Here is an 18,673-nt window from a genome sequence, read left to right as displayed (position 1 = left end):
GCCGCCCTCCGGGTGGCCCTCGCCGCGCTGCGGCACGGCGGCCGCCGCCTCCGGCAGCCGGAGACATTGACAGTCGCGGCTGCTCCGGGGGAGGCTCTGACGAGCTGCGGGAACGCTCCCATCACCCGTTCCCCCGTCCATCAGGAGCAAAGACGTGGCCCTGACCCCCTTCCGGCGGCGCGCCCTGACCGGTCTCGCCGTCGCCGCGACCGTCGCCGCGGCCGTACCGTTCTCGCCCGCACCGGCCGGCGCGGAGATCCGCGACGGCGTGACCTTCTACACCCCCCGGCCCGACCACGGGGCGGTGGCGCAGATCGCCGAACTGACCGCAGCCGGCCGGTACCAGGAGGCCGCCGGACTGCGCGCCATGATCCGTACGCCGCAGGCCGTCTGGGTGACCGGCGGCTCCGCCGCCGCGGTCAGCCGGACTGTCAACGCCGAGGTACGCCGCGCGGCCGCCAAGAAGACCGTGCCCGTGCTGGTCGCCTACAACATCCCGTTCCGCGACTGCGCGCAGTACTCGGCCGGCGGCGCCACCTCGGTGGCCGAGTACGAAGCGTGGATCGACGCCTTCGCCCGGGGCATCGGCGGTCACGAGGTGGCCGTCATGCTGGAGCCGGACGGCCTCGGCATCATCCCCTGGTACACCACCATCACCGGCAGCCAGGACTGGTGCCGCCCGGCCGAAGCGGATCCCGCGACCGCCGCCGCCGACCGCTTCGCCATGCTCAACTACGCCGTGGACAAGCTCAGCGCCCTGCCCCGCACCAGCGTCTACCTCGACGGCACGCACAGCGCGTGGCTCGGCGTCGGCGACGCCGCCGACCGGCTGGTCAAGGCGGGCGTCGCGAAGGCCGACGGCTTCTTCCTCAACGTCTCCAACTACGAGACCACCGAGCGCCAGCTCAAGTACGGCAACTGGATCTCCCGGTGCGTCCACTACGGCACCGAGGGTCCCGAGTGGGCGCGCGGCCACTTCGACTGGTGCGCCAGCCAGTACTACCCGGCCGACCCGGCCGACTTCAGCACCTGGGGCCGCACCGACGCCTGGTACGCCGAGAACGTCGGCGACGTGCCGGCCGACCGGCTCGCCCACTTCGTGGTGGACACCAGCCGTAACGGGCAGGGGCCGTGGACGCCGCCGGCCGGGGTGAGCTGGCCGGACCCGCAGACCTGGTGCAACCCGCCGGACCGGGGGCTGGGCGCGCGTCCCACCACGGCCACCGGCGACCCGCTCGCCGACGCGTTCCTCTGGGTGAAGACCCCGGGCCAGTCCGACGGGCAGTGCGACCGGGGCACCGGCACCGGCCACGACCCGGCGCGCGGCGGTATCGCCGACCCGGCCGCCGGCGCCTGGTTCGAGGAGCAGGCCCTCGAACTGGTCCGGTACGCCAACCCGCCGCTGCGCTGACCGGTTCCGGGCCGGGGCGGCGATCGACTGCCCCGGCCCGGTCACCGGCGCCCCGACCTCAGCGCAGTGCCCACCCGGTGGCCCGGCCGTTGCGGGTCCGGCCGGCGAGCCGGCGGACCGGCCAGCGGACGTTGCCGCCGGACCGGCCGGCCCAGAACGGCGAGAGCCGCCACATTGGGTGGGTGGTGCTGTCGCCCGGCCCCGTGAAGGCCTCCCGGTCGGCGTACCCGTGCCGCCGGAACAGGTCCCGGTCGGTCTCGGTGAACGCCTCCGCGTACGTCGGCAGGCTCAGCGTGTCCATCCAGCGCTGCGCCCCGACGAGGGCCGCGGCGGCCCGCCGCGCGGCCGCCGGGCCGGGTGCGGCCAGCAGCGCGAGGTGGTTGTGCGCCTCCGCGGGACGCTGGGCGGCGAGCGCCTCGTCGAGCTGGAGGAAGCGCTCCTCGTCCGGGCCGGCGGCCGCGGCCAGGCGGTCGGCGTACCGGTTGGGCGCCGGGATCGGCCGGTAGCGGTGGAACCACACGGTCGCCGCGGTGCCGTCCCGGAGCAGGAACGCGTCGCCGAAGAGCATGGCGTGCTCGGTCCAGATCCGGGCCACGGCGGCGAGCACGGCGGTGCGGCGTTGCGCGTCCGGGACGAGCCAGGCCGCGAGGGCGGTGGGGCAGATGGCCTCGGCGACGAGATCGGCGATCCGGCCGATGTCGCACCATCGGGCCCGGACGACGGGTGTAGCTGTGCTCATGAAGGAACTCCTGGTCACCAGGGTGATCGCTTAGGTGGAGGGCGCCGGGGTGGTCGTCGGCGGCGCCGGCCGCGAGCGGCCGTGCAACTACTCGCTGGAGGGAGCCGGGGCGCGGTGCGGCAGTCCGCTACCGCGGGCCGGTCAGGCGGGCCGGGTGCCCGGGCGGGGCGTGCGGGACACCGGCGCCGGACCGTCGGCCGGGCGGTGGTGGCGGCCGCTCAGCGCCGGTGGGGCCCAGGTGGCGGCCCCGCTGACCGCGGCCTCGCCGGGGGCGCCGCCGGCCGACCCGGCCGCGCCGCTGCCCGACGAGACCGGCGTGGCCGGGACGGGGGCCCGGTCCGTCCGGTCGGACCGGACCGGACGCGGCCGCTCGGTGCCGGCCGGCGACGGCGACGACGCGGTGGTGGACTCCGACGGCCGATTCAGGGCCGCCCGGTGCGGGCCGGGCTGGAGGATCGTTCCTTCGGCGGTGGTCGGGGCCCCGGCGGCGTTGGCGCCACCGGCGGGCCCGTGCGGCGCCGGGCCACCGGTGTCGGCGCGGGGCGGGCTGCCGGGCGGGGTGCCGGGCGGGGTGGTCGGTGGGGGCGTCGCGGGCGGCGGCGTGGGCACCGGAGCGGCGGGTGGGTCCAGCAGGTCGGTCACCGGCGTGAGCGGCGTCAGCACGGGATCCAGCGGCTCGCGCACCGGCTTCAGGCCGCGCCACACGGGGGAGAGCGCCGGGGCGACCGGCCTGGTGACCGGGGCGAGCGCGCCGGCCACCGGGGTGAGCAGCCCGGCGCCGACCGGCTCGGTGACCGGCGCGAGGGCGCCGGCGACGGGGGCGAGCAGCCCGTCACGCAGCGGGTCGGTGACCGGGCGGAGGCCGTGCGTCACCGGCGCGAGCACCCGGTCGCGCACCGGCGCGACGACGGTGTCGGGCCCGTCGGCGGGGCCGGGTCGTGCTGCCGGCCGCGCCGGCGTGGCGCGGTCGCGCCCCGGGTGGGCCGGTCGGCGCCCGTCGGCGCGCGTCGAGCCGGGCCGGGCGGCCCGAGCGGCGCGCCGGTCGTCCGGGCGGGTGACGGCTCGCTGGTCGGGTTTGGGGCGGGGCCGCTCCCGGGGCGGGACGGCCGGCTCGCTCGGGGCGGGCGGGGTGGCGGCCTCGGGCGGAAGGGCGCCGGCGCCGTCGGACGAGGGGGGCGGCGTCACCGCGCCGAGGACCGGGTTCAGCACGTCGGTGAGCAGGTCGACGGCGGCGGTGAGCGGAGCGGCGGGCGGGCGCTCGGCGGCGTGGGCGGCGGTGCCGCCGGCGACCTCGTGCGCGCCCCAGGCCACGGCGACCCCGCCGAGCAGCAGACCGACGCGCAGCGCGACCCGCGTCAGCCGCCCGCCGCGTCGAGTCATCCCGGCACCCCTCCGATCCCCGGCCAGCGCCGGCGATCAACGCCCGTACTGTACCGAACGAAGTCGATTGATCACAGCATGCCGCCGACCGGATTCGGGCGCGTCGCGGCGCCGGCAGGCGTGGAAAATCCGGCGGTGGGGTACCACCGGGGCCATGAGCACGAGCACGGCCGACCGTCCCGGCACCGACGCCCCCGCTCCGCCGGCCGGCGTGGTCGCGGTCGTCGCCCACCGGAAGAAGACGTTCGGCGGCGGTCTCGACGAGCTGCGCGCCGGCCTGGTCGCCGCCGGGGTCGGCCGGCTTCTCTGGTACGAGGTGCCGAAGAGCCGCAAGGCGGCGAAGAAGGTGCGCCGGGCGCTGGACAAGGGCGCCGAGCTGGTCCTGGTCTGGGGTGGCGACGGCATGGTGCAGCGGTGCGCCGACACCCTCGCCGGGTCGGACGTGCCGATGGGCATCCTGCCCGCCGGCACCGCGAACCTCTTCGCCACCAACCTGGGCATCCCCGCCGACCTGCCCGCGGCGCTCCGGATCGCCCTGTACGGCCGCCGCCGCGAGCTGGACCTGGGCCGGCTCAACGGGGACCACTTCGCGGTGATGGCCGGCGCCGGGTTCGACGGCGACCTGATCCGCGACGCCGACCGCAAGCTCAAGGGCCGGCTCGGCCGGATCGCGTACGTCTGGACCGGGCTGCGGCACGTCCGCGGCGAGTGCGTACGCACCCGGATCAGGGTCGACGGCGCCGACTGGTTCGACGGCGAGGCGAGCTGCGTGCTCTTCGGCAACGTCGGCACCATCACCGGCGGCATCCCCGCCTTTGACGACGCCCGCCCCGACGACGGCGCGTTGGAGATCGGCGTCTCCACCGCCAGCGGCGCCGTGGACTGGGCCCGCACGCTGGGCCGGATGGCCGCCGGCCGGTCCGACGAGTCGCCCTTCGTCCGGATCACCCGGGGGCGGAAGGTGAGCGTCCGGTTCGCCGAGCCGAACACCTACGAGCTGGACGGGGGCGCACGGGGCACGGCGAAGCGGCTGAAGGTGAAGGTGGTTCCCCGCGCGCTGACCGTCTGCTGCCCCGACCAGCCGCTGGAGTGACCCCGGCCGGCGTCGCCGCGAACCGGAGCGGCAGGATGCGGCCATGGACGACGACGTGCGCCGCTACCTCGGCGAGCTGGTCGAGCGGGCCCGGGCGGTGCTCGGCGACGACCTCGTCGGCGCGTACGCGGCCGGCTCGGTGGGGCTGGGGGCGTACCAGCCGGGACGCAGCGACGTGGACGTGGCCGTGGTGGTCGCCCGGCCGGTCGCCGCAGCGGCGAAGCGGGCGCTCGTGGACCAGCTGCGGCACGAGGCGCTGCCCTGCCCGGCGCGCGGCCTGGAGCTGGTGGTCTACCGGCGGGACGTGGCCGGCTCCGGCCGCCCCGAGCCGGGCTTCGAGGTCGAGCTGAACACCGGGGCCACCATGCCGTTCCGGGCCACCTACGACCCGGCCGACCGGCCCGCCGCCGACGGGCGGTTCTGGTACGCGCTGGACCGCAGCATCCTGCGCCAGTCCGGGCTGGCCCTGCTCGGCCCGCCCGCCGCCGAGGTCTTCGCCGACCCGGGGCCGGCCGACCTGCGGTGGTTGCTGGTCGAGGCGCTGCGCTGGTGGCTGGCGCTGCCCACCCCGCCCGGCGACGCCCCCGCCCCCGGTGCCGAGGACGCGGTGCTCGGCGCCTGCCGCGCCCTGGTCCGCTGCCGGGACGGCGTCTGGCTGGGCAAGGTGGACGCCGGACGGCGGCTCGCGGCCGACGACCCGGACGCCGAGCTGATCCGCCGGTCGATCGCGGCCCGCCGGGGTGGGCCGCCGCCGGCCGGCCCCGAGGCCCGCGCCTTCCAGCAACGGGTGCTGGACCGGATTGCCGCAGTGCATTGACGCGGGTCGTCGCCCTACTGTAAACAAGGCGTACTGAACAGTCGGGGAGGTCCCCATGCGACGCTCGGTACTCCTGGCCGCATTCCTGCTCGTCCTCGCCACGACCGGCCCGGCCGTCGCCGCGCCGCCGCCCGCGCCCACGCCGCTGGCGGCCACTCCGGTCCAGGTCTACGGCGCCTGGCACTGCGGCGACGACTTCTGCACCTGGGGCACGGCCCGCACGGTCGCCCAGTTCGACAGCCAGAACCACTGGCTGATCGACCGCGGCGACGGCCGTCCCTCGGTCAACCTCGTGGTGCTGAGCTTCGTCAACCCGCTCGACCTGCTGCGCCAGACCACCGACGCCACCACCCTCGACGGGGTGCCGCGGGGCATGACCAGCGAGATCGTGCAGTACTTCACGAGCCGCGGCATCCGGGTGATGCTCTCCATCGGTGGCATCACCTACACCGACGACTGGGACGCCGCGCTCGCCGAGAACCCCACCCTGCTCGGGCAGCGGGCCGCAGCGGTGGCCAGCCGGCTCGGCGTCGGCATCGAGATCGACTACGAGCAGAACACCGGCCCGAACCTGGCCGGCCTCCAGTCCTTCATCGACGCCTACCGGGCGGTCCACCCCTACGACGCCACCGGCGCGCGCACGCCGGCCCGGCTCACCATCGACGTGGCCGCCGGCGACCGCTGGCTGATCGACCTCAACCGCAAGGCCACCGCCGACTGGCTGCGCACCGACGCCCCGGTGCTCGACTACGCCAACGCCATGGTCACCGCCCGGCCCGCCTCGGCCAGCACCGCTCAGGCGGACTGGCAGGAGCACGTCGACGGCAAGCCGCAGTACAGCCCGCCGGTGCCCCCGCTCGCCCCGGCCAAGTTCACCGGAGCGGTCTACCTGGCCTACGGCGGCAAGCCGCTGCCCGAGTGCGTCAACTACGCGAACTCGGTGCAGAAGGCCGCCGCCCCGTACGTGCAGAGCGTCGCGCCGCACGGCGCGGGCAGCACGGCCGGCATGCTGGGCTTCATGTTCTGGGCGGCGGAGCGACCGTCCACCCGGGGCATCGGCACCGTGCCGCCGAACACCTGCGAGGGCGGCGCGGGCGCCGGAGCGACCGCGCTCGCCGTGCCGGTGCCGATGCCCGCGCTGCGGCAGGGCTGACGCGAGCGAGGCCGATCGTTCGTCAACGACCGGCTGACGACGTCCGGTCGGCCTGCCTGGCCGTCCAGACCGGAACGTCCACTCAGGGCGTTCCTCCGATGGAGACCCGACGCTCGCCTTTCCCGGGCGCGCGGGAGCCCGCACTGCGGGATACTCCCGAGGAAGTCGACTGTCGGCCGGCGTTTCGGGGCAAGGTGTCCGGGTGAGCGACGTACGGGATCAGGTGGGGTCCGCTCCGGACCCGGGCCGCGCGCGGCCGGTGCGGGTCGCGTTGGTCGCGGAACCGGGCCTGCTGCGGACCGTCGTGGTCGCGGTCCTCGCCGCCACGCCGGACTTCGAGGTGGTCGGTGAGACCGAGCCCGCTCGGGGCGTGCCGGCGATGCTCGCCGCCTGCCGTCCGGACCTGCTGCTGGTGGACCTCGACGCGGTGGACGATCCCGCTGTGCTCACCGGACCGGGTGCCGACGGGTGTGCCGTGGTCGTGCTGACCGCCTGCCGCACCCCCCGAGCGCTGCGCCGGGCCCTCGGCGCGCGGGTTCGCGGGGTGGTCGCCACGGACGTGCCGCCGGAGGAGCTGGTCGAGCTGTTGCGGGCGGTCGCCGGCGGGCAGCGGATGATCGACCCGATGACGGCGCTCGCCGCCCTCGACGCCGCGGTGAACCCGCTCAGCGAACGGGAGCGCGAGGTGGCCGCGGCGGCGGCGAAGGGGTTGCGGACCGGGGAGATCGCGAAGCTGCTCCACCTCGCACCGGGCACCGTGCGCAACCACGTGTCCAGCCTGTTGCGCAAGACCGGCGCGCGGAACCGCTGGGAGGCGGTCGAGCGGGCCAGGGACGCCTGTTGGATCTGACGACACGCGGATCACAGGGGTGTTGCACAACGGTCACCTTCGATTAAGTTCCTGACGGTGCGTCATCAGGCGCGCACGGCAGGTCAAGATCGGGGAATCATGTCCGGGAGTCGCCATGGTCCGCACGCTGCTCGCGCTCAAGGGTCGACTGGTCCGGGGAGCCCTCGCCCATCTGCTGGCCGCGGAGGACGACATAGACGTCGTCGGCGAGGCGGCCACGGCGCACGCGTTGCGTGACGCCCTGCGGGACGACCGCCCGGACGTCGCCGTCGTCGACGCCGACCTCGTCCCCCTGCACCAGCTCGCCCGGATCGCCGCAGCCCACCCCGACGGCGGCGGGCGGCTGCTGGTCCTGGTCGAACAGCGGCGCGCCGCCCGGGTCCGTCCGATGCTCGCCGAGCACGGCCGACGGGTCGGCTTCCTCAGCCGGGACGTGCCCCCGCAGCGGATCGCCGAGGGCGTACGGCTGCTCGCCCGCGGCCAGGTGGTGCTCGATCCGGACCTGGTGGTCGCGGCGTTGGAGGTCACCGACAACCCGCTGACCCTCCGCGAGCGGGAGGTGCTCGACGTGGCGGCCGAGGGACATCCGGTCCGGGAGATCGCCGAGAAGCTGGCGGTCTCGGCGGGGACGGTGCGCAACCACCTGTCCCGGGTCATGGCCAAGACCGGCGCGCGGACCCGGTTGGAAGCGGTGCGGATCGCCCGGGAGTCGGGATGGATCTGACCGGCTCCGCCCCGCCCTCCCAGTAGCCCACCAGCTCCCGGTAGGCGGTCGAACGGCCCAGCAGCCCCCGGTGGCTGTCGAGCAGCGCGTGGTGGCCGTCGAGCAGCAGCACCCGGCGGGCGCGCAGCGCCGAACTGACCCGGTGCGCGATCACCACGAGCGTGCCGGCCCGCTCGGCGAACGCGGTCTCCAGCCGCGCCTCGCCGGCGGGGTCGAGGTGGCAGGTGGCCTCGTCGAGGATCACCAGGGGCGCCGGCGAGAGCCAGGCGCGCAGCAGGGCCAGTTGCTGACGCTCCCCGGCGGACAGGCCGGCCGGGCGCAGCGTCGCGTCCAGGCCGCCGAGCCGGTCCACCAGCCCGGACAGGCCCAGCCGGGCCGCCGCCCGGACGATCGCCGGGTCCGCCAGGTCGGGCCGCAGGTAGCGGAGGTTGTCCCGGACGCTGCCGGTGAAGACGTAGGCCTCCTGCGGGATCAGCACCCGGCGCCGCGCCAGGTCGGCGGCCGTCGCACCGGCCACCGGCGTGCCGCCCACCTCGACCGTGCCGGATTGCGGGCGCAGCACCCCGGCGATCAACGCGGCCAGGGTGGACTTGCCGATACCGCTGGCACCCACCACCACCAAGTGGTCGCCGTCGGGCACGTCGAGGTCGAAGCCGTCGAGCACCGGGTCGGCGTGCGGCCCGTACCGGAACGTCACGCCGCGCAGGGACAGCGCCGGCGGGCCCGGTCGCGCGGGCCGCGCCCCGCCGGCCGGTGGGGCCTGCCCGGACCTCGGGGCGCCGGTGCGCAGCAGCCGGTCCAGGGTGACGGTGAACCGCAGCCCTCCGGCGGCCACCCCCTGCACGAGGGTGTGCAGCGCGGGTTGCACCCCGCGGACGACGTAGACCAGGGCGCCCAGCACCGCGCCCGGCCCGAGGCCCTGCCGGACCAGCCAGGGGGTGGCGAGCACGACCACGGGGACCGGCAGCCAGCCGCCGACGGCGAGGCTCAGGCCACGGGTGACGGCCATGGTGGCCAGCCGCCGCTCCACTTGCGCCTGGGCGTCGACGTGCCGGCCCAGCCACCGCGTGACCTGGTCCCGCGCGCCGCTGACCGAGACGTCGCGGTGGCCGGCGATCGCGGTGACCGCGACCCGGGTGAGGCGTTCGTCGGCGAGCACGTACTCCCGCTGGCGGGCGATCATCGCCGGCACAGCCGCCGCGAACAGGCCGAGACCGGCCAGCACCGGCACGGTGACGAGCAGGGCGACCGGGGCGGCCAGGGAGAACAGCCCGACGATCGCGGCGCAGGCGGCGAAGAGGAAGCCGCGGACCACCGTCAGCAGGCCGGCCCACGTGTCCCGGACGATCTCCACCTGATGGGTCAGGCGCCCCACCGCCGCGTCGTCGACCCGGCCGTCCGTCGCGCCGGCCAGCGCGCCGGCCACCACCCGGCGCAGCAGGTCGTCACGGAACGGTTCGACCACGTCGCCGAGGCTCGCGTACGCCCGGTTGGTGCCCACGGCGCCGACGAGCACGGCGGCCGCGAGCAGCCCCAGCCAGAGCAGCCCGACCGCCGGGCGCCCGGCCAGGAAACCGGCGTCCACGGCCCGCGCGGTCAGCAGCCCGGCCAGCGCCGCCGGCAGCGCCTCGGCCGCCGACCAGGCCGCCAGCCGCGCGAGCGCGGCCCGCCGCGCCCGCAGCGCGGCCCGGGTCACCGCACCGACCGTGGTCACGACCGGAACACCGCCCGGTAGCCGGGGTCGTCCCACAGCACGGCGTGCGGACCGACCGCGCGGATCCGCCCGCCCGCCACCCAGGCCACCAGGTCGGCCCGGGCGGCGGTGCCGACCCGGTGGCTCACCACCACCCGGGTACGCGGGTCCGCCCGGTCGGTCAGCGCCCGGCTCACCCGGTACTCGGTCACCGTGTCCAGGCTGGACGTGGCGTCGTCGAGGATGAGCAGCCGCTCGGCCCGCAGCGCGCGGGCGAGGCCGAGTCGCTGGCGTTCCCCGCCCGACATGGCGACCTCGGCCAACGGCGTGCCGTACCGGTCGGGCAGCCGCTCGACGAAGTCGTGGATGGCGGCGGCCCGGGCGAGCGGCACCGGGTCGGCTCCGCAGCCGACCGCGGCGCCCACCGTCTCGCCGACCAGCACGGGCCGTTCGAACCCGTAGCCGACCGCCGCGTGCAGCGCCGCCGCCGACAGTTCGGGCAGCGGTGTCCCGTCCAGCCGCACCTCCCCGGCGTCGGGGTCGCGCAGCCGGCCGGCGACGGCGGCGAGCAGCGACTTGCCGGCGCCGGACGGGCCGACGACGGCGAGCAGCGCGCCGCCCGGCACCCGCAGGTCGACCCCGTCGAGCAGCGGCCGGCCGTCGTCGGCCCGCACGCTGACCCCGCGCAGTTCCAGGCAGCCGGGGCCGGGCGGCAGGGTGCGGTCGCCGTACCGGCGGGCCGGTTCGGTGAGCACCTCGGCCGCGCGACGACAGCCGGCGCGTACCCGGACGGCCTTGTTGAGGGCGCTGACCACGGTGCCCAGGCCGGCGCCGAGCGCGGCGTACTGGAGGGCGGCCAGCAGGTCTCCCGGCGTCAGCCGCCCGGCGGCCAGGGAGAGCCCGCCCACGGTGACGACAGCCAGTTGCAGCATCGGGCTGAGCACGGCGCCCCGGGTCGCCGCCCCGGCCAGCACGGTCCACGTCCGGGTACCGTGCCGCCGCAGCTCGGCGACCGGGGCCAGGACCCGGTCGACCTCCCGCCCGGTGGTCCCGGCCGCGGCGATGGTCCGCGCCCCGGCCAGCGCCTCCACCATGAGCCCGGCCAGGTGCCCCTGGGCCCGCTGGTAACCGGCGACCGCGGCGGACGCGTCGGCGACGAACCCGCGCAGCAGCACGCCGAGCAGCACCAGCCCGACGACGAAGGTCGCGCCGAGCCACGGATCGATCATGGTGAGGGCCACCAGGCTGCCCACCGGCGGCAGCAGCACGGTGCCGGCCAGCACGATGGTCGGGGCCGCCTGCCCGGCGTCGGCCACCTGGCCCACCAGGCGGCCGACCAGGTCACCGACCGGGTGGCGGGCCGCGGTGCGGGGATCGAGGGCGAGGATGTGCCGGATCAACGTGTGGCGCAGGCCGGCGACGGACCGCGCGCTCGCCGCGCCGGTGCCGTAGTCCCGCACCACGCCCGCGCCGACCAGCAGCACGACCAGGCCACCCACCGCGGCGAGCCAGCGGCCGGCGGACTCCCCGGCGGTGGCGCCGACGGCGGCGTCGACCGCCCGGCCCAGCGCCGCGGGCAGTGCCAGTTCGGCCGCCGCCCCGGCCACGGTGGCCAGGGCCAGCACCGGGGTCCACCAGCCGGCGGACCCGACGGCCCGCCACAGGAGCCGGTCGGCCGGGGTCATGGCACCTCCACGGGCGCGGCCCCGGACCGGCGTGAGCCGGCCCGGGGCCAGGCGAACCGATCGTCAGTTGCAGGTGGTGATGCTCAGCGAGCTGTCGCCGCAGAGCAGCAGGCTGGCCTGGCTGCCGCCGCCGTAGTTCTCGGTGGTCGGCAGTTCCATCGCCTGGAGGTCGAGCAGAGCCATGATCCTCCTCCTTCTGTCGTGACGGTTGTGTCGGGTCGTGGTCGTCGCGGTCGACGGCCGGGTCACTTGCAGGTGGTGACGCTCAGCGAGCTGTCGCCGCAGAGCAGCAGGCTGGCCTGGCTGCCCCCGCCGGTACGCTCGGCGGCCGGCAGCTCCATCCCCTGGAGATCGAGCAGGGCCATGTCGTTTCACCTCCTTCCGTACGCGTCGGGTCGGACCGCCCCGGAGTGACCCCCGGGGAGCTGGGTGGGCCGGTCAGTCGCCGGCCGGTGGGGTGGGCCGCGCGGGCGCGGCGCCGGGCAGTGGCGCCAGGAACGGCAGGCCGGGGCTCGCCGGCCGGGTCGCCGCCAGGGCGTGCAGCACGCCGGCGGTGCCGGTGGCCAGGTCCATGGAGAGCCGCAGCAGCTGGTCGCCGGGGAAGGCGGTCGCCCCCCGGTACGGCAGCGCGTGCCAGCTCAGCAGCCGGGCCTGCCGGCGAGCGGGTTCGAACTCACCCCGCTCGGCCAGGTAGGTCACGATCCCGGCGCGGCCGGCGAACAGCCCGGACTGGGCGTAGAACGGGAAGTCGGCGCAGCGGCGGACGGCCTCGGCGGCGGTGCGCAGGTCCTCGTCGGGGCGGTGGCGCAGGTACTGGTCGAGCACCAGGCCGATGCCCACGCTGCCCTCGGCGAGGTAGGGCATGGTCCGCCAGCCCTCGTTGACCTCGAGGTGGCCGGCGTCGCGCCGCACGCACCGGCGCAGGTCTTGCCGCAGCGCGGTCGCGGCGTGGTCGAGCAGGCTCCGGTCGTGGTCCAGTTCGTACATCCGCAGCAGCATCAATGCCACGCCGGCGCCGCCCCGGAACAGCCCCGCGTACGGGTGCCGGCCACCGCTGACCTCGGCGACCGATTCGACGTCGCCGAGCCGGCCGACGACCAGGTCGACCGCCCGCCGGGCCGCGTCGGCGTACCGCCGGTCGCCGGTGAGCCCGGCGAAGTGGGCCAGGTTGAGCGCGACCCCGGACAGGCCGCTCGTCAGGTCGTCGCCGAGCTCGGTCCACGGCTCGTCGAGGCAGCGCTCCAGCAGCCGCAGCGCCTCGGCGCGGTGCCCGAGCAGTTCCAGCACGTACGCGACGCCGTGCAGCCCGTCGTAGAAGCCGAGCCGGCTGCCTGAGGCCGGTTCCCGTACCCGGTCGATCAGCCATCGCTCGTGCCCGGGGTCGGTGCCGGCGCCGCTGACGTGCAGCGCCCAGAGCACCCCGGCCGCGCCGTGGGCCAGGTTCAGCCCGCCGTCGGCGGCGGCGAACTGCCGGATGTCGCCGGGGAAGAGGCGGTCGTCGCGGTGCGGGGTGGCGCTCGCGGTGATCGCGGCGGCGAGCCGGTCCCGCAGCGCCGGCCAGTCGTCCGGGTCGATCGTTGTCGCGTCCGGGTGTCCGGGGCGGTGCCCGCTCCCGGTCTCGGTCTCGGTCTCGCCGAGGATCACGGCGACCGCCTCGTCGAGCAGGTCCCGGGGGACGGGGAACTGTTCCGCCACCACCTCGGCCAGGTGGGCCGCCTTCTCCGGCGCCAGCCGGAGCATCGCGGTCAGCGGCAGGAACAGGGCCAGCCGCAGGCAGGCCAGGGCGTACCGGTCCACGTCGAAGCCGGTCCGGTCGCGGGGCGCGGCGAAGGCCTGGTTGCGCAGCGCCGGCCGGGCGGCCGCCGCGGCGGGGGTCGCGACCTCGAAGTCGACCAGCGTGACGGCACCGTCGTCGCCGACCATGATGTTGAACATGTGCAGGTCGCCGTAGACCACGCCGTGGGCGTGAATGGCCTCCACCGCCTCGGCGACCTGCCGGTGGAGGTCGAGAGCCCACCGGGTGTACGCGTCCCGGTCGGCGTCGAGGTGGACCAGCGGGTAGCGCTCCACCACCAACTGGTTCAGCGGCCGGCCCGCGACGAACGTCAGCGCCAGGAACTCGTGCCCGCCGAAGCCGAACTCGTCGTGCACCCGCACCAGGTGCGGCACGTCGGCGAGTCGGCGCAGCACCTCGGCCTCCCGGCGCAGGCGGGTCACCGCGTCCGCGCCGGTGGCGTCCAGCCCGGCGTGCGGGCGGGCCTCCTTCAGCACCACCCGGTCCCCGGTGCGGCTGTCGCGGGCCTCGTAGAGACCGCCGCCGTTGGAGAAGTGGATGACCTTCTCGATCCGGTAGGGCAGGTCGGTGGTGGTGGCGGCGTTCCGGGCGGCCAGGTGCGGGGCGAGGAAGTCGGGCAGGGTGACCCAGTCGGGCACGTGGAAGACCGGGTCGCGCCGGTCCGGCACCAGGGTGCCGGTGGCGTCCTCGATGGCCGGCACCACCTGGCCCTCCGGCGAGAGGCAGTACCGGGCGGCGAAACCGCCGTAGCGCAGGTAGACCGGGCCGTCGCCGTAGCGCAGGTCGCTCAGGATGTACGGCCCGGTCTCGCCGTCCAGCAGCGCGGCCAGCTCCTTGGCGGTCAGCTCCAGTTCCGCGTCGTCGCGCGGGTAGACGGTGATGAACTTGCCGCTGGCCGCCCGGCGGGCGTACTTGCTGTTGCGCATGAGCAGCATCCGCGGACCGTGCAGGTGCTTGAACGGGATGTCGCGGGGCTGGCAGTAGTCCATCACCCGGGCAAGCACCCGCTCGGCGTTGTCCAGCCGGGCCGACACGTGGATCTTCCAGCCCTGGGGCGGGAGGGAACCGCCGACCGGCGCGTGGATCAGCCAGTCGTCCTTGGCCTCGCACTCCCAGCCGGGCGCCGGCGGGCGGTCCGCGAGGTAGCCGGGAGCCTCGACATCGGAACTGGCGAGCGAGTCGTAGAACAGCGGATCGACCGCGCAGTACGAGTCGTACCGTTCGTCCATGTCGTCTGCCTCCACCGGCTGATCGGGTGAGGTCAATCCTGCGGACGGCGGAGGTGGGAGCAAAGTGTGATGAGTCATGACCGGCGCGTGATTTTCACACCCCGAATTCGTGACAACGGCGGAGTTTGAAGTCGCGAATACCGTGCCACCAGTGCGGCGTACTCCGGCCGGACGTGCGAAGACCCGCACCGGCGCGCGGCCGGTGCGGGTCTCCCGGTGCCGGCCGACGGCCGGCGGGTGGCTCAGTAGACGGTCACGCCGTAGGCGCTCGCCGCCTCGGTGACCGGCTGGAAGAAGGTGGTGCCGCCGCTGCGGCAGTCACCGCTGCCGCCGGAGGTGATGCCCAGCGCCTTGGTGCCGTCGTAGAGCGGGCCGCCGGAGTCGCCCGGCTCGGCGCAGACGGTGGTCTGGATCATGCCCTTGACCGTGCCGCCGCCCTGGTAGCGGACGGTCACGTTCAACGCGGTCACCGTGCCGCTGTGGGTGCCGGTGGTCGAGCCGGTGCGCTTGACCGCCTCACCGACGAACGCGTTCGCGGCGGTGTAGCCGCCCGGGTGGCTGAGTGAGGCGTTGTCGTAGCGCACCAGGGCGTAGTCGTTGCCGGGGAAGCTGGAGCTGATGGTCGGCCCGATCAGCGTCTTGAGGCCGGAGTCGGTGTACCAGGTCTTGGCCACGTTGCCGCAGTGCCCGGCCGTGAGGAAGTAGTAGACGTTCGACTTCACCACGTTGAAGCCGAGCGAGCAGCGGTAGCCGCCGCCGTAGATGGCGTTGCCGGCGGACAGCAGCGGGCGGAAGGTGCCCCGGGCCCGGTCGACCCGGATCGCGCCCGCCGCGGCGCCGGCGCTCTTCTTGACCGTGGCGACCTCGGAGGCGGAGACGCTGTCGTCGGCGGTCACCACCACACGGCCGGAGGCCGAGTCCACGCGCCAGGCGATGCCCTGCACGCCGGACGCGGCGACGGCGGCGTCCACCCGGGCCAGTTGGTCGGCGGTGAAGCTCGGGGCGGCGGCCGAGGCGGCGCCCGGAACGGCGAAGGCGCCGGCGGCCACCAGGCCGACCGTCGCGGCGAGCAGGGGGGTGAGTCGGCTTCGGCGGATTCTCACGGTCTTCTCCTCGGACAGTGAAGGCCGCCGGTTGCGTCGGCGTCCATGCCGTGCCGCCGGGGTCGGTTCGGGGTGTGACCTCGGCGAACGCTGTAGCGGCGAGTATCCACCCGGGTCGATGCCAGGGCAAGGGGTCGGCGGCGCGTCGTCCGGTCCTGACTAGGGTGGGGCGGGGGAGGTGCGGCGATGATGGTGGAGCTGAGCGGGGACGCCCGGGCCGGACTGGAGGCGGTGGTGCCCGGCGGGGTCACCACCCGGGCCGCGGACCGGCTCAAGCTGGCCCACGACGCGTCGCACTACCTGTTGCACCCGAGCGCGGTGGTCACCCCGGCCGACGCCGACCAGGTCGCCGCCCTGCTGCGGCACAGCCGCCGCACCGGCACCCCGCTGACCTTCCGCTCCGGCGGCACCAGCCTCAGCGGCCAGGCGGTCACCGACCGGCTGCTCGTCGACACCCGACGGCACTTCCGCGACCTCGACGTCCTCGACTCGGGCCGGCGGGTGCGGGTGCAGCCCGGGGTGGTGCTGCGGCAGGTCAACGCGCGGCTCGCCCCGTACGGCCGCAAGCTCGGCCCGGACCCGGCGAGCGAGTCCGCCTGCACGGTCGGCGGCGTGGTCGCCAACAACTCCAGCGGGATGACCTGCGGCAACGAGTTCAACACCTACCGCACGCTGGAGTCGCTGCTGCTGGTGCTGCCCAGCGGCACCGTGCTCGACACCGGCGCCCCGGACGCCGACGCCCGGCTGCGCGCCACCGAACCGGAGCTGCACGCCGGCCTGCTGCGGCTGCGCGACCGGGTGCGCGGCAACCCCGACTCGGTGCGCCGGATCCGCGCCCAGTACGCCATGAAGAACACCATGGGGTACGGGGTGAACGCCTTCCTCGACCACGACGACCCCGTCGAGCTGCTCACCCGGCTGGTGGTGGGCAGCGAGGGCACCCTCGCCTTCGTGGCGGCGGCGACCTTCCGCACCGTACCCGTGCACCGGCACGCCGCGACCGGCCTGCTGGTCTTCGACACGCTGGGCGCGGCGATGGCCGCCATGCCGGCGCTGGTGGCCGCCGCGCCGGCGGCGATCGAGCTGCTCGACGCGGCCGCCCTGCGGGTCGCGCAACGGGACCCGCAGGCGGACGTCGCGCTGCGCGGCCTGCCGGTCCGCGAGCACGCGGCGCTGCTGGTCGAGTGGCAGGAGTCCGACCCGGAGGCGGTCGCCGCCCGGGTGGCCGCCGCCCGGCCGGTGCTCGCCGACCTGCCGCTCACCACCCCGGCCCGGCTCAGCGGCGAGGCCGCCGCCCGCGCCGCGCTCTGGCACATCCGCAAGGGCCTGTACGCCGCGGTGGCCGGCGCCCGCCCGTCCGGCACCACGGCGCTGCTGGAGGACATCGCCGTCCCGGTCGAGGCCCTCGCCGACACCTGCGCGGCGCTCGCCGACCTCTTCGACCGGCACCGGTACGAGGAGAGCGTCATCTTCGGCCACGCCAAGGACGGCAACCTGCACTTCATGCTCAACGAGCGGTTCGCCGCCGGCGCGGCCCCGGCGCGCTACGCCGACTTCACCGAGGAGATGGTCGACCTGGTCCTCGGCCACGGCGGCACGCTCAAGGCCGAGCACGGCACCGGCCGGGTGATGGCCCCGTACGTGCGCCGCCAGTTCGGCGACGAGCTGTACGCGGTGATGCGCGAGGTGAAGACGCTCTGCGACCCGGACGGCGTGCTCAACCCGGGCGTGCTGCTCAGCGACGACCCGGAGATCCACATGCGGCACCTGAAGACCGTGCCGACCGTGGAGGAGGAGGTGGACCGCTGCGTCGAGTGCGGCTACTGCGAGCCGGTCTGCCCGAGCCGCGACCTGACCACCACGCCCCGGCAGCGGATCGTGCTGCGCCGGGAGATCGCCGCCGCCCGCGCCGCCGGCGACCCGTCCCTCGTCCGCGAGCTGGAGGACGCCTACGACTACGACGCGGTGGACACCTGCGCGGTGGACGGCATGTGCGCCACCGCCTGCCCGGTACTGATCAACACCGGTGACCTGGTGAAGCGGCTGCGGACCGAGCGCAACGGCGGGGTCGCGCAGGCCGGCTGGCGGGGCGCCGCGCGCCGCTGGGGCGCCACCACCCGGGGCATGGCCCGCGGGCTAGACCTGGCCGGCGCGCTTCCGCCCGCGCTGCCCGAGGCGGCCACCCGGGCCGCCCGCGCCGTCCTCGGCGCCGAACGGGTCCCGCAGTGGCGGCGCGACCTGCCCCGGGGCGGCCGGCCGCGGCACCCCCGCCCGGTCGACGAGCCGGACGCCGTCTTCGTCCCGTCCTGCCTCGGCACCCTGTTCGCGCCGGCCGAGGGCGGCTCCGGCGTGGCCGCCGCCCTGCTCACCCTCGCCGACCGGGCCGGCGTCCGCCTGCTCGTGCCCGACGGGGTGGCCGCCATGTGCTGCGGCACGCCCTGGTCCTCGAAGGGCCTCACCGCCGGATACCAGTCCGTGCGCGACCGGGTGCCGCCGGCGCTGCGGGCGGCCAGCCGCGACGGTGCGCTGCCGGTGGTCAGCGACGCCGCCTCCTGCACCGAGGGCTTCGCCAAGCTGCTCGCCGGGGCCGGCGACCTGCGGGTGGTCGACGCCGTCGGGTACGCGGCCACCGAACTGCTGCCCCGGCTCGCCGTGCGCCGCCGGCTCGGCTCCCTCGCGCTGCACCCGACCTGCTCGTCCACCCGGCTCAGGCTGGACGACGCGCTGCTCGCCGTGGCCCGCGCCGTCGCCGACGAGGTGGTGGTGCCCGAGGGCTGGCAGTGCTGCGGCTTCGCCGGCGACCGGGGCCTGCTGCATCCCGAGCTGACCGCGTCGGCCACCGGCGCCGAGGCCGCCGCAGTCGCCGCCGGCTCCTTCGACGGGTACGCCTCGGTGAACCGCACCTGCGAGATCGGGCTGGCCCGGGCCACCGGGCAGCCGTACCGCCACCTGCTCGAACTGCTGGCCGACGCGACGGCCTGACGGCGGCGGGTAGCATCCC

Annotated in this window: 15 protein-coding genes; 7 read left to right on the top strand and 8 right to left on the bottom strand. The window is 76.0% G+C overall.

The features are described from left to right. Positions 1-154: 154 nt before the first annotated feature. Entirely contained in the window at positions 155-1,411 is a 1,257-nt protein-coding gene (locus AB0F68_RS24890; RefSeq protein ID WP_357342351.1) for a glycoside hydrolase family 6 protein, read from the top strand. 58 nt (positions 1,412-1,469) lie between these two features. Here AB0F68_RS24890 and AB0F68_RS24885 read toward each other — a convergent pair whose 3' ends face one another. Together AB0F68_RS24885 and AB0F68_RS24880 are read right to left on the bottom strand one after the other, a co-directional pair. Then, positions 1,470-2,150: a hypothetical protein gene (locus tag AB0F68_RS24885; protein ID WP_357342348.1), complete on the bottom strand. Its 681-nt coding sequence runs from the start codon at positions 2,148-2,150 to the stop codon at positions 1,470-1,472. 141 nt (positions 2,151-2,291) lie between these two features. After that, entirely contained in the window at positions 2,292-3,530 is a 1,239-nt protein-coding gene (locus tag AB0F68_RS24880; protein ID WP_357342347.1) for a hypothetical protein, read from the bottom strand. Positions 3,531-3,684: 154 nt separating this feature from the next. Here AB0F68_RS24880 and AB0F68_RS24875 point away from each other — a divergent pair, with 154 nt between their 5' ends. The 5 genes from AB0F68_RS24875 to AB0F68_RS24855 all read left to right on the top strand — a co-directional run bounded on the left by AB0F68_RS24875 (position 3,685) and on the right by AB0F68_RS24855 (position 8,167). Continuing rightward, complete coding sequence (locus AB0F68_RS24875) at positions 3,685-4,623, top strand: diacylglycerol kinase family protein (RefSeq protein ID WP_357342344.1); 939 nt, start codon at positions 3,685-3,687, stop codon at positions 4,621-4,623. Positions 4,624-4,666: 43 nt separating this feature from the next. Further along, positions 4,667-5,440, top strand: coding sequence for a nucleotidyltransferase domain-containing protein (locus AB0F68_RS24870; RefSeq protein ID WP_357342342.1), 774 nt, complete (start codon positions 4,667-4,669; stop codon positions 5,438-5,440). Between the two features lie 55 nt (positions 5,441-5,495). Continuing rightward, entirely contained in the window at positions 5,496-6,593 is a 1,098-nt protein-coding gene (locus AB0F68_RS24865) for a hypothetical protein (protein ID WP_357342340.1), read from the top strand. A 202-nt stretch (positions 6,594-6,795) separates the two neighbouring features. Then, positions 6,796-7,443, top strand: a complete 648-nt coding sequence (locus AB0F68_RS24860) for a response regulator transcription factor (RefSeq protein WP_357342333.1) — start codon at positions 6,796-6,798, stop codon at positions 7,441-7,443. A gap of 115 nt (positions 7,444-7,558) precedes the next feature. Beyond that, the gene (locus AB0F68_RS24855) at positions 7,559-8,167 is read left to right on the top strand and encodes a response regulator transcription factor (protein ID WP_357342331.1); all 609 of its coding nucleotides are present in this window, start codon (positions 7,559-7,561) and stop codon (positions 8,165-8,167) included. Here AB0F68_RS24855 and AB0F68_RS24850 read toward each other — a convergent pair. The 6 genes from AB0F68_RS24850 to AB0F68_RS24825 form a co-directional block, all read right to left on the bottom strand. Continuing rightward, the gene (locus AB0F68_RS24850; protein ID WP_357342329.1) at positions 8,097-9,881 is read right to left on the bottom strand and encodes an ABC transporter ATP-binding protein; all 1,785 of its coding nucleotides are present in this window, start codon (positions 9,879-9,881) and stop codon (positions 8,097-8,099) included. The genes AB0F68_RS24855 and AB0F68_RS24850 overlap by 71 nt on opposite strands. After that, on the bottom strand, positions 9,878-11,545 hold the full coding sequence (locus AB0F68_RS24845) for an ABC transporter ATP-binding protein (RefSeq protein WP_357342327.1): 1,668 nt from the start codon (positions 11,543-11,545) through the stop codon (positions 9,878-9,880). The genes AB0F68_RS24850 and AB0F68_RS24845 overlap by 4 nt, the downstream gene beginning before the upstream one ends. A gap of 63 nt (positions 11,546-11,608) precedes the next feature. Next, the gene (locus AB0F68_RS24840; RefSeq protein ID WP_357272928.1) at positions 11,609-11,728 is read right to left on the bottom strand and encodes a SapB/AmfS family lanthipeptide; all 120 of its coding nucleotides are present in this window, start codon (positions 11,726-11,728) and stop codon (positions 11,609-11,611) included. Positions 11,729-11,790: 62 nt separating this feature from the next. Next, a complete protein-coding gene (locus AB0F68_RS24835; RefSeq protein ID WP_088974649.1) occupies positions 11,791-11,910 on the bottom strand; it encodes a SapB/AmfS family lanthipeptide in 120 nt (39 codons plus the stop codon). 73 nt (positions 11,911-11,983) lie between these two features. After that, the gene (lanKC, locus tag AB0F68_RS24830; protein WP_357342325.1) at positions 11,984-14,569 is read right to left on the bottom strand and encodes a class III lanthionine synthetase LanKC; all 2,586 of its coding nucleotides are present in this window, start codon (positions 14,567-14,569) and stop codon (positions 11,984-11,986) included. A 242-nt stretch (positions 14,570-14,811) separates the two neighbouring features. After that, positions 14,812-15,672: a S1 family peptidase gene (locus tag AB0F68_RS24825; RefSeq protein ID WP_357342323.1), complete on the bottom strand. Its 861-nt coding sequence runs from the start codon at positions 15,670-15,672 to the stop codon at positions 14,812-14,814. A 186-nt stretch (positions 15,673-15,858) separates the two neighbouring features. Here AB0F68_RS24825 and AB0F68_RS24820 point away from each other — a divergent pair, with 186 nt between their 5' ends. Further along, entirely contained in the window at positions 15,859-18,654 is a 2,796-nt protein-coding gene (locus AB0F68_RS24820) for an FAD-binding and (Fe-S)-binding domain-containing protein (protein ID WP_357342321.1), read from the top strand. The last annotated feature ends 19 nt before the right edge of the window (positions 18,655-18,673 follow it).

It is taken from the genome of Micromonospora sp. NPDC023966 (assembly GCF_040639095.1).
Lineage (GTDB): Bacteria > Actinomycetota > Actinomycetes > Mycobacteriales > Micromonosporaceae > Micromonospora.
This window is presented reverse-complemented; position numbering and strand designations above follow the sequence as displayed.

Coding starts and splice junctions, on each gene's coding strand:
- AB0F68_RS24885 (WP_357342348.1), bottom strand. CDS start 2,150: ATGAGCACAGCTACACCCGTCGTCCGGGCCCGATGGTGCGACATCGGC.
- AB0F68_RS24880 (WP_357342347.1), bottom strand. CDS start 3,530: ATGACTCGACGCGGCGGGCGGCTGACGCGGGTCGCGCTGCGCGTCGGT.
- AB0F68_RS24875 (WP_357342344.1), top strand. CDS start 3,685: ATGAGCACGAGCACGGCCGACCGTCCCGGCACCGACGCCCCCGCTCCG.
- AB0F68_RS24870 (WP_357342342.1), top strand. CDS start 4,667: ATGGACGACGACGTGCGCCGCTACCTCGGCGAGCTGGTCGAGCGGGCC.
- AB0F68_RS24865 (WP_357342340.1), top strand. CDS start 5,496: ATGCGACGCTCGGTACTCCTGGCCGCATTCCTGCTCGTCCTCGCCACG.
- AB0F68_RS24855 (WP_357342331.1), top strand. CDS start 7,559: ATGGTCCGCACGCTGCTCGCGCTCAAGGGTCGACTGGTCCGGGGAGCC.
- AB0F68_RS24845 (WP_357342327.1), bottom strand. CDS start 11,545: ATGACCCCGGCCGACCGGCTCCTGTGGCGGGCCGTCGGGTCCGCCGGC.
- AB0F68_RS24840 (WP_357272928.1), bottom strand. CDS start 11,728: ATGGCTCTGCTCGACCTCCAGGCGATGGAACTGCCGACCACCGAGAAC.
- AB0F68_RS24835 (WP_088974649.1), bottom strand. CDS start 11,910: ATGGCCCTGCTCGATCTCCAGGGGATGGAGCTGCCGGCCGCCGAGCGT.
- lanKC (WP_357342325.1), bottom strand. CDS start 14,569: ATGGACGAACGGTACGACTCGTACTGCGCGGTCGATCCGCTGTTCTAC.
- AB0F68_RS24820 (WP_357342321.1), top strand. CDS start 15,859: ATGATGGTGGAGCTGAGCGGGGACGCCCGGGCCGGACTGGAGGCGGTG.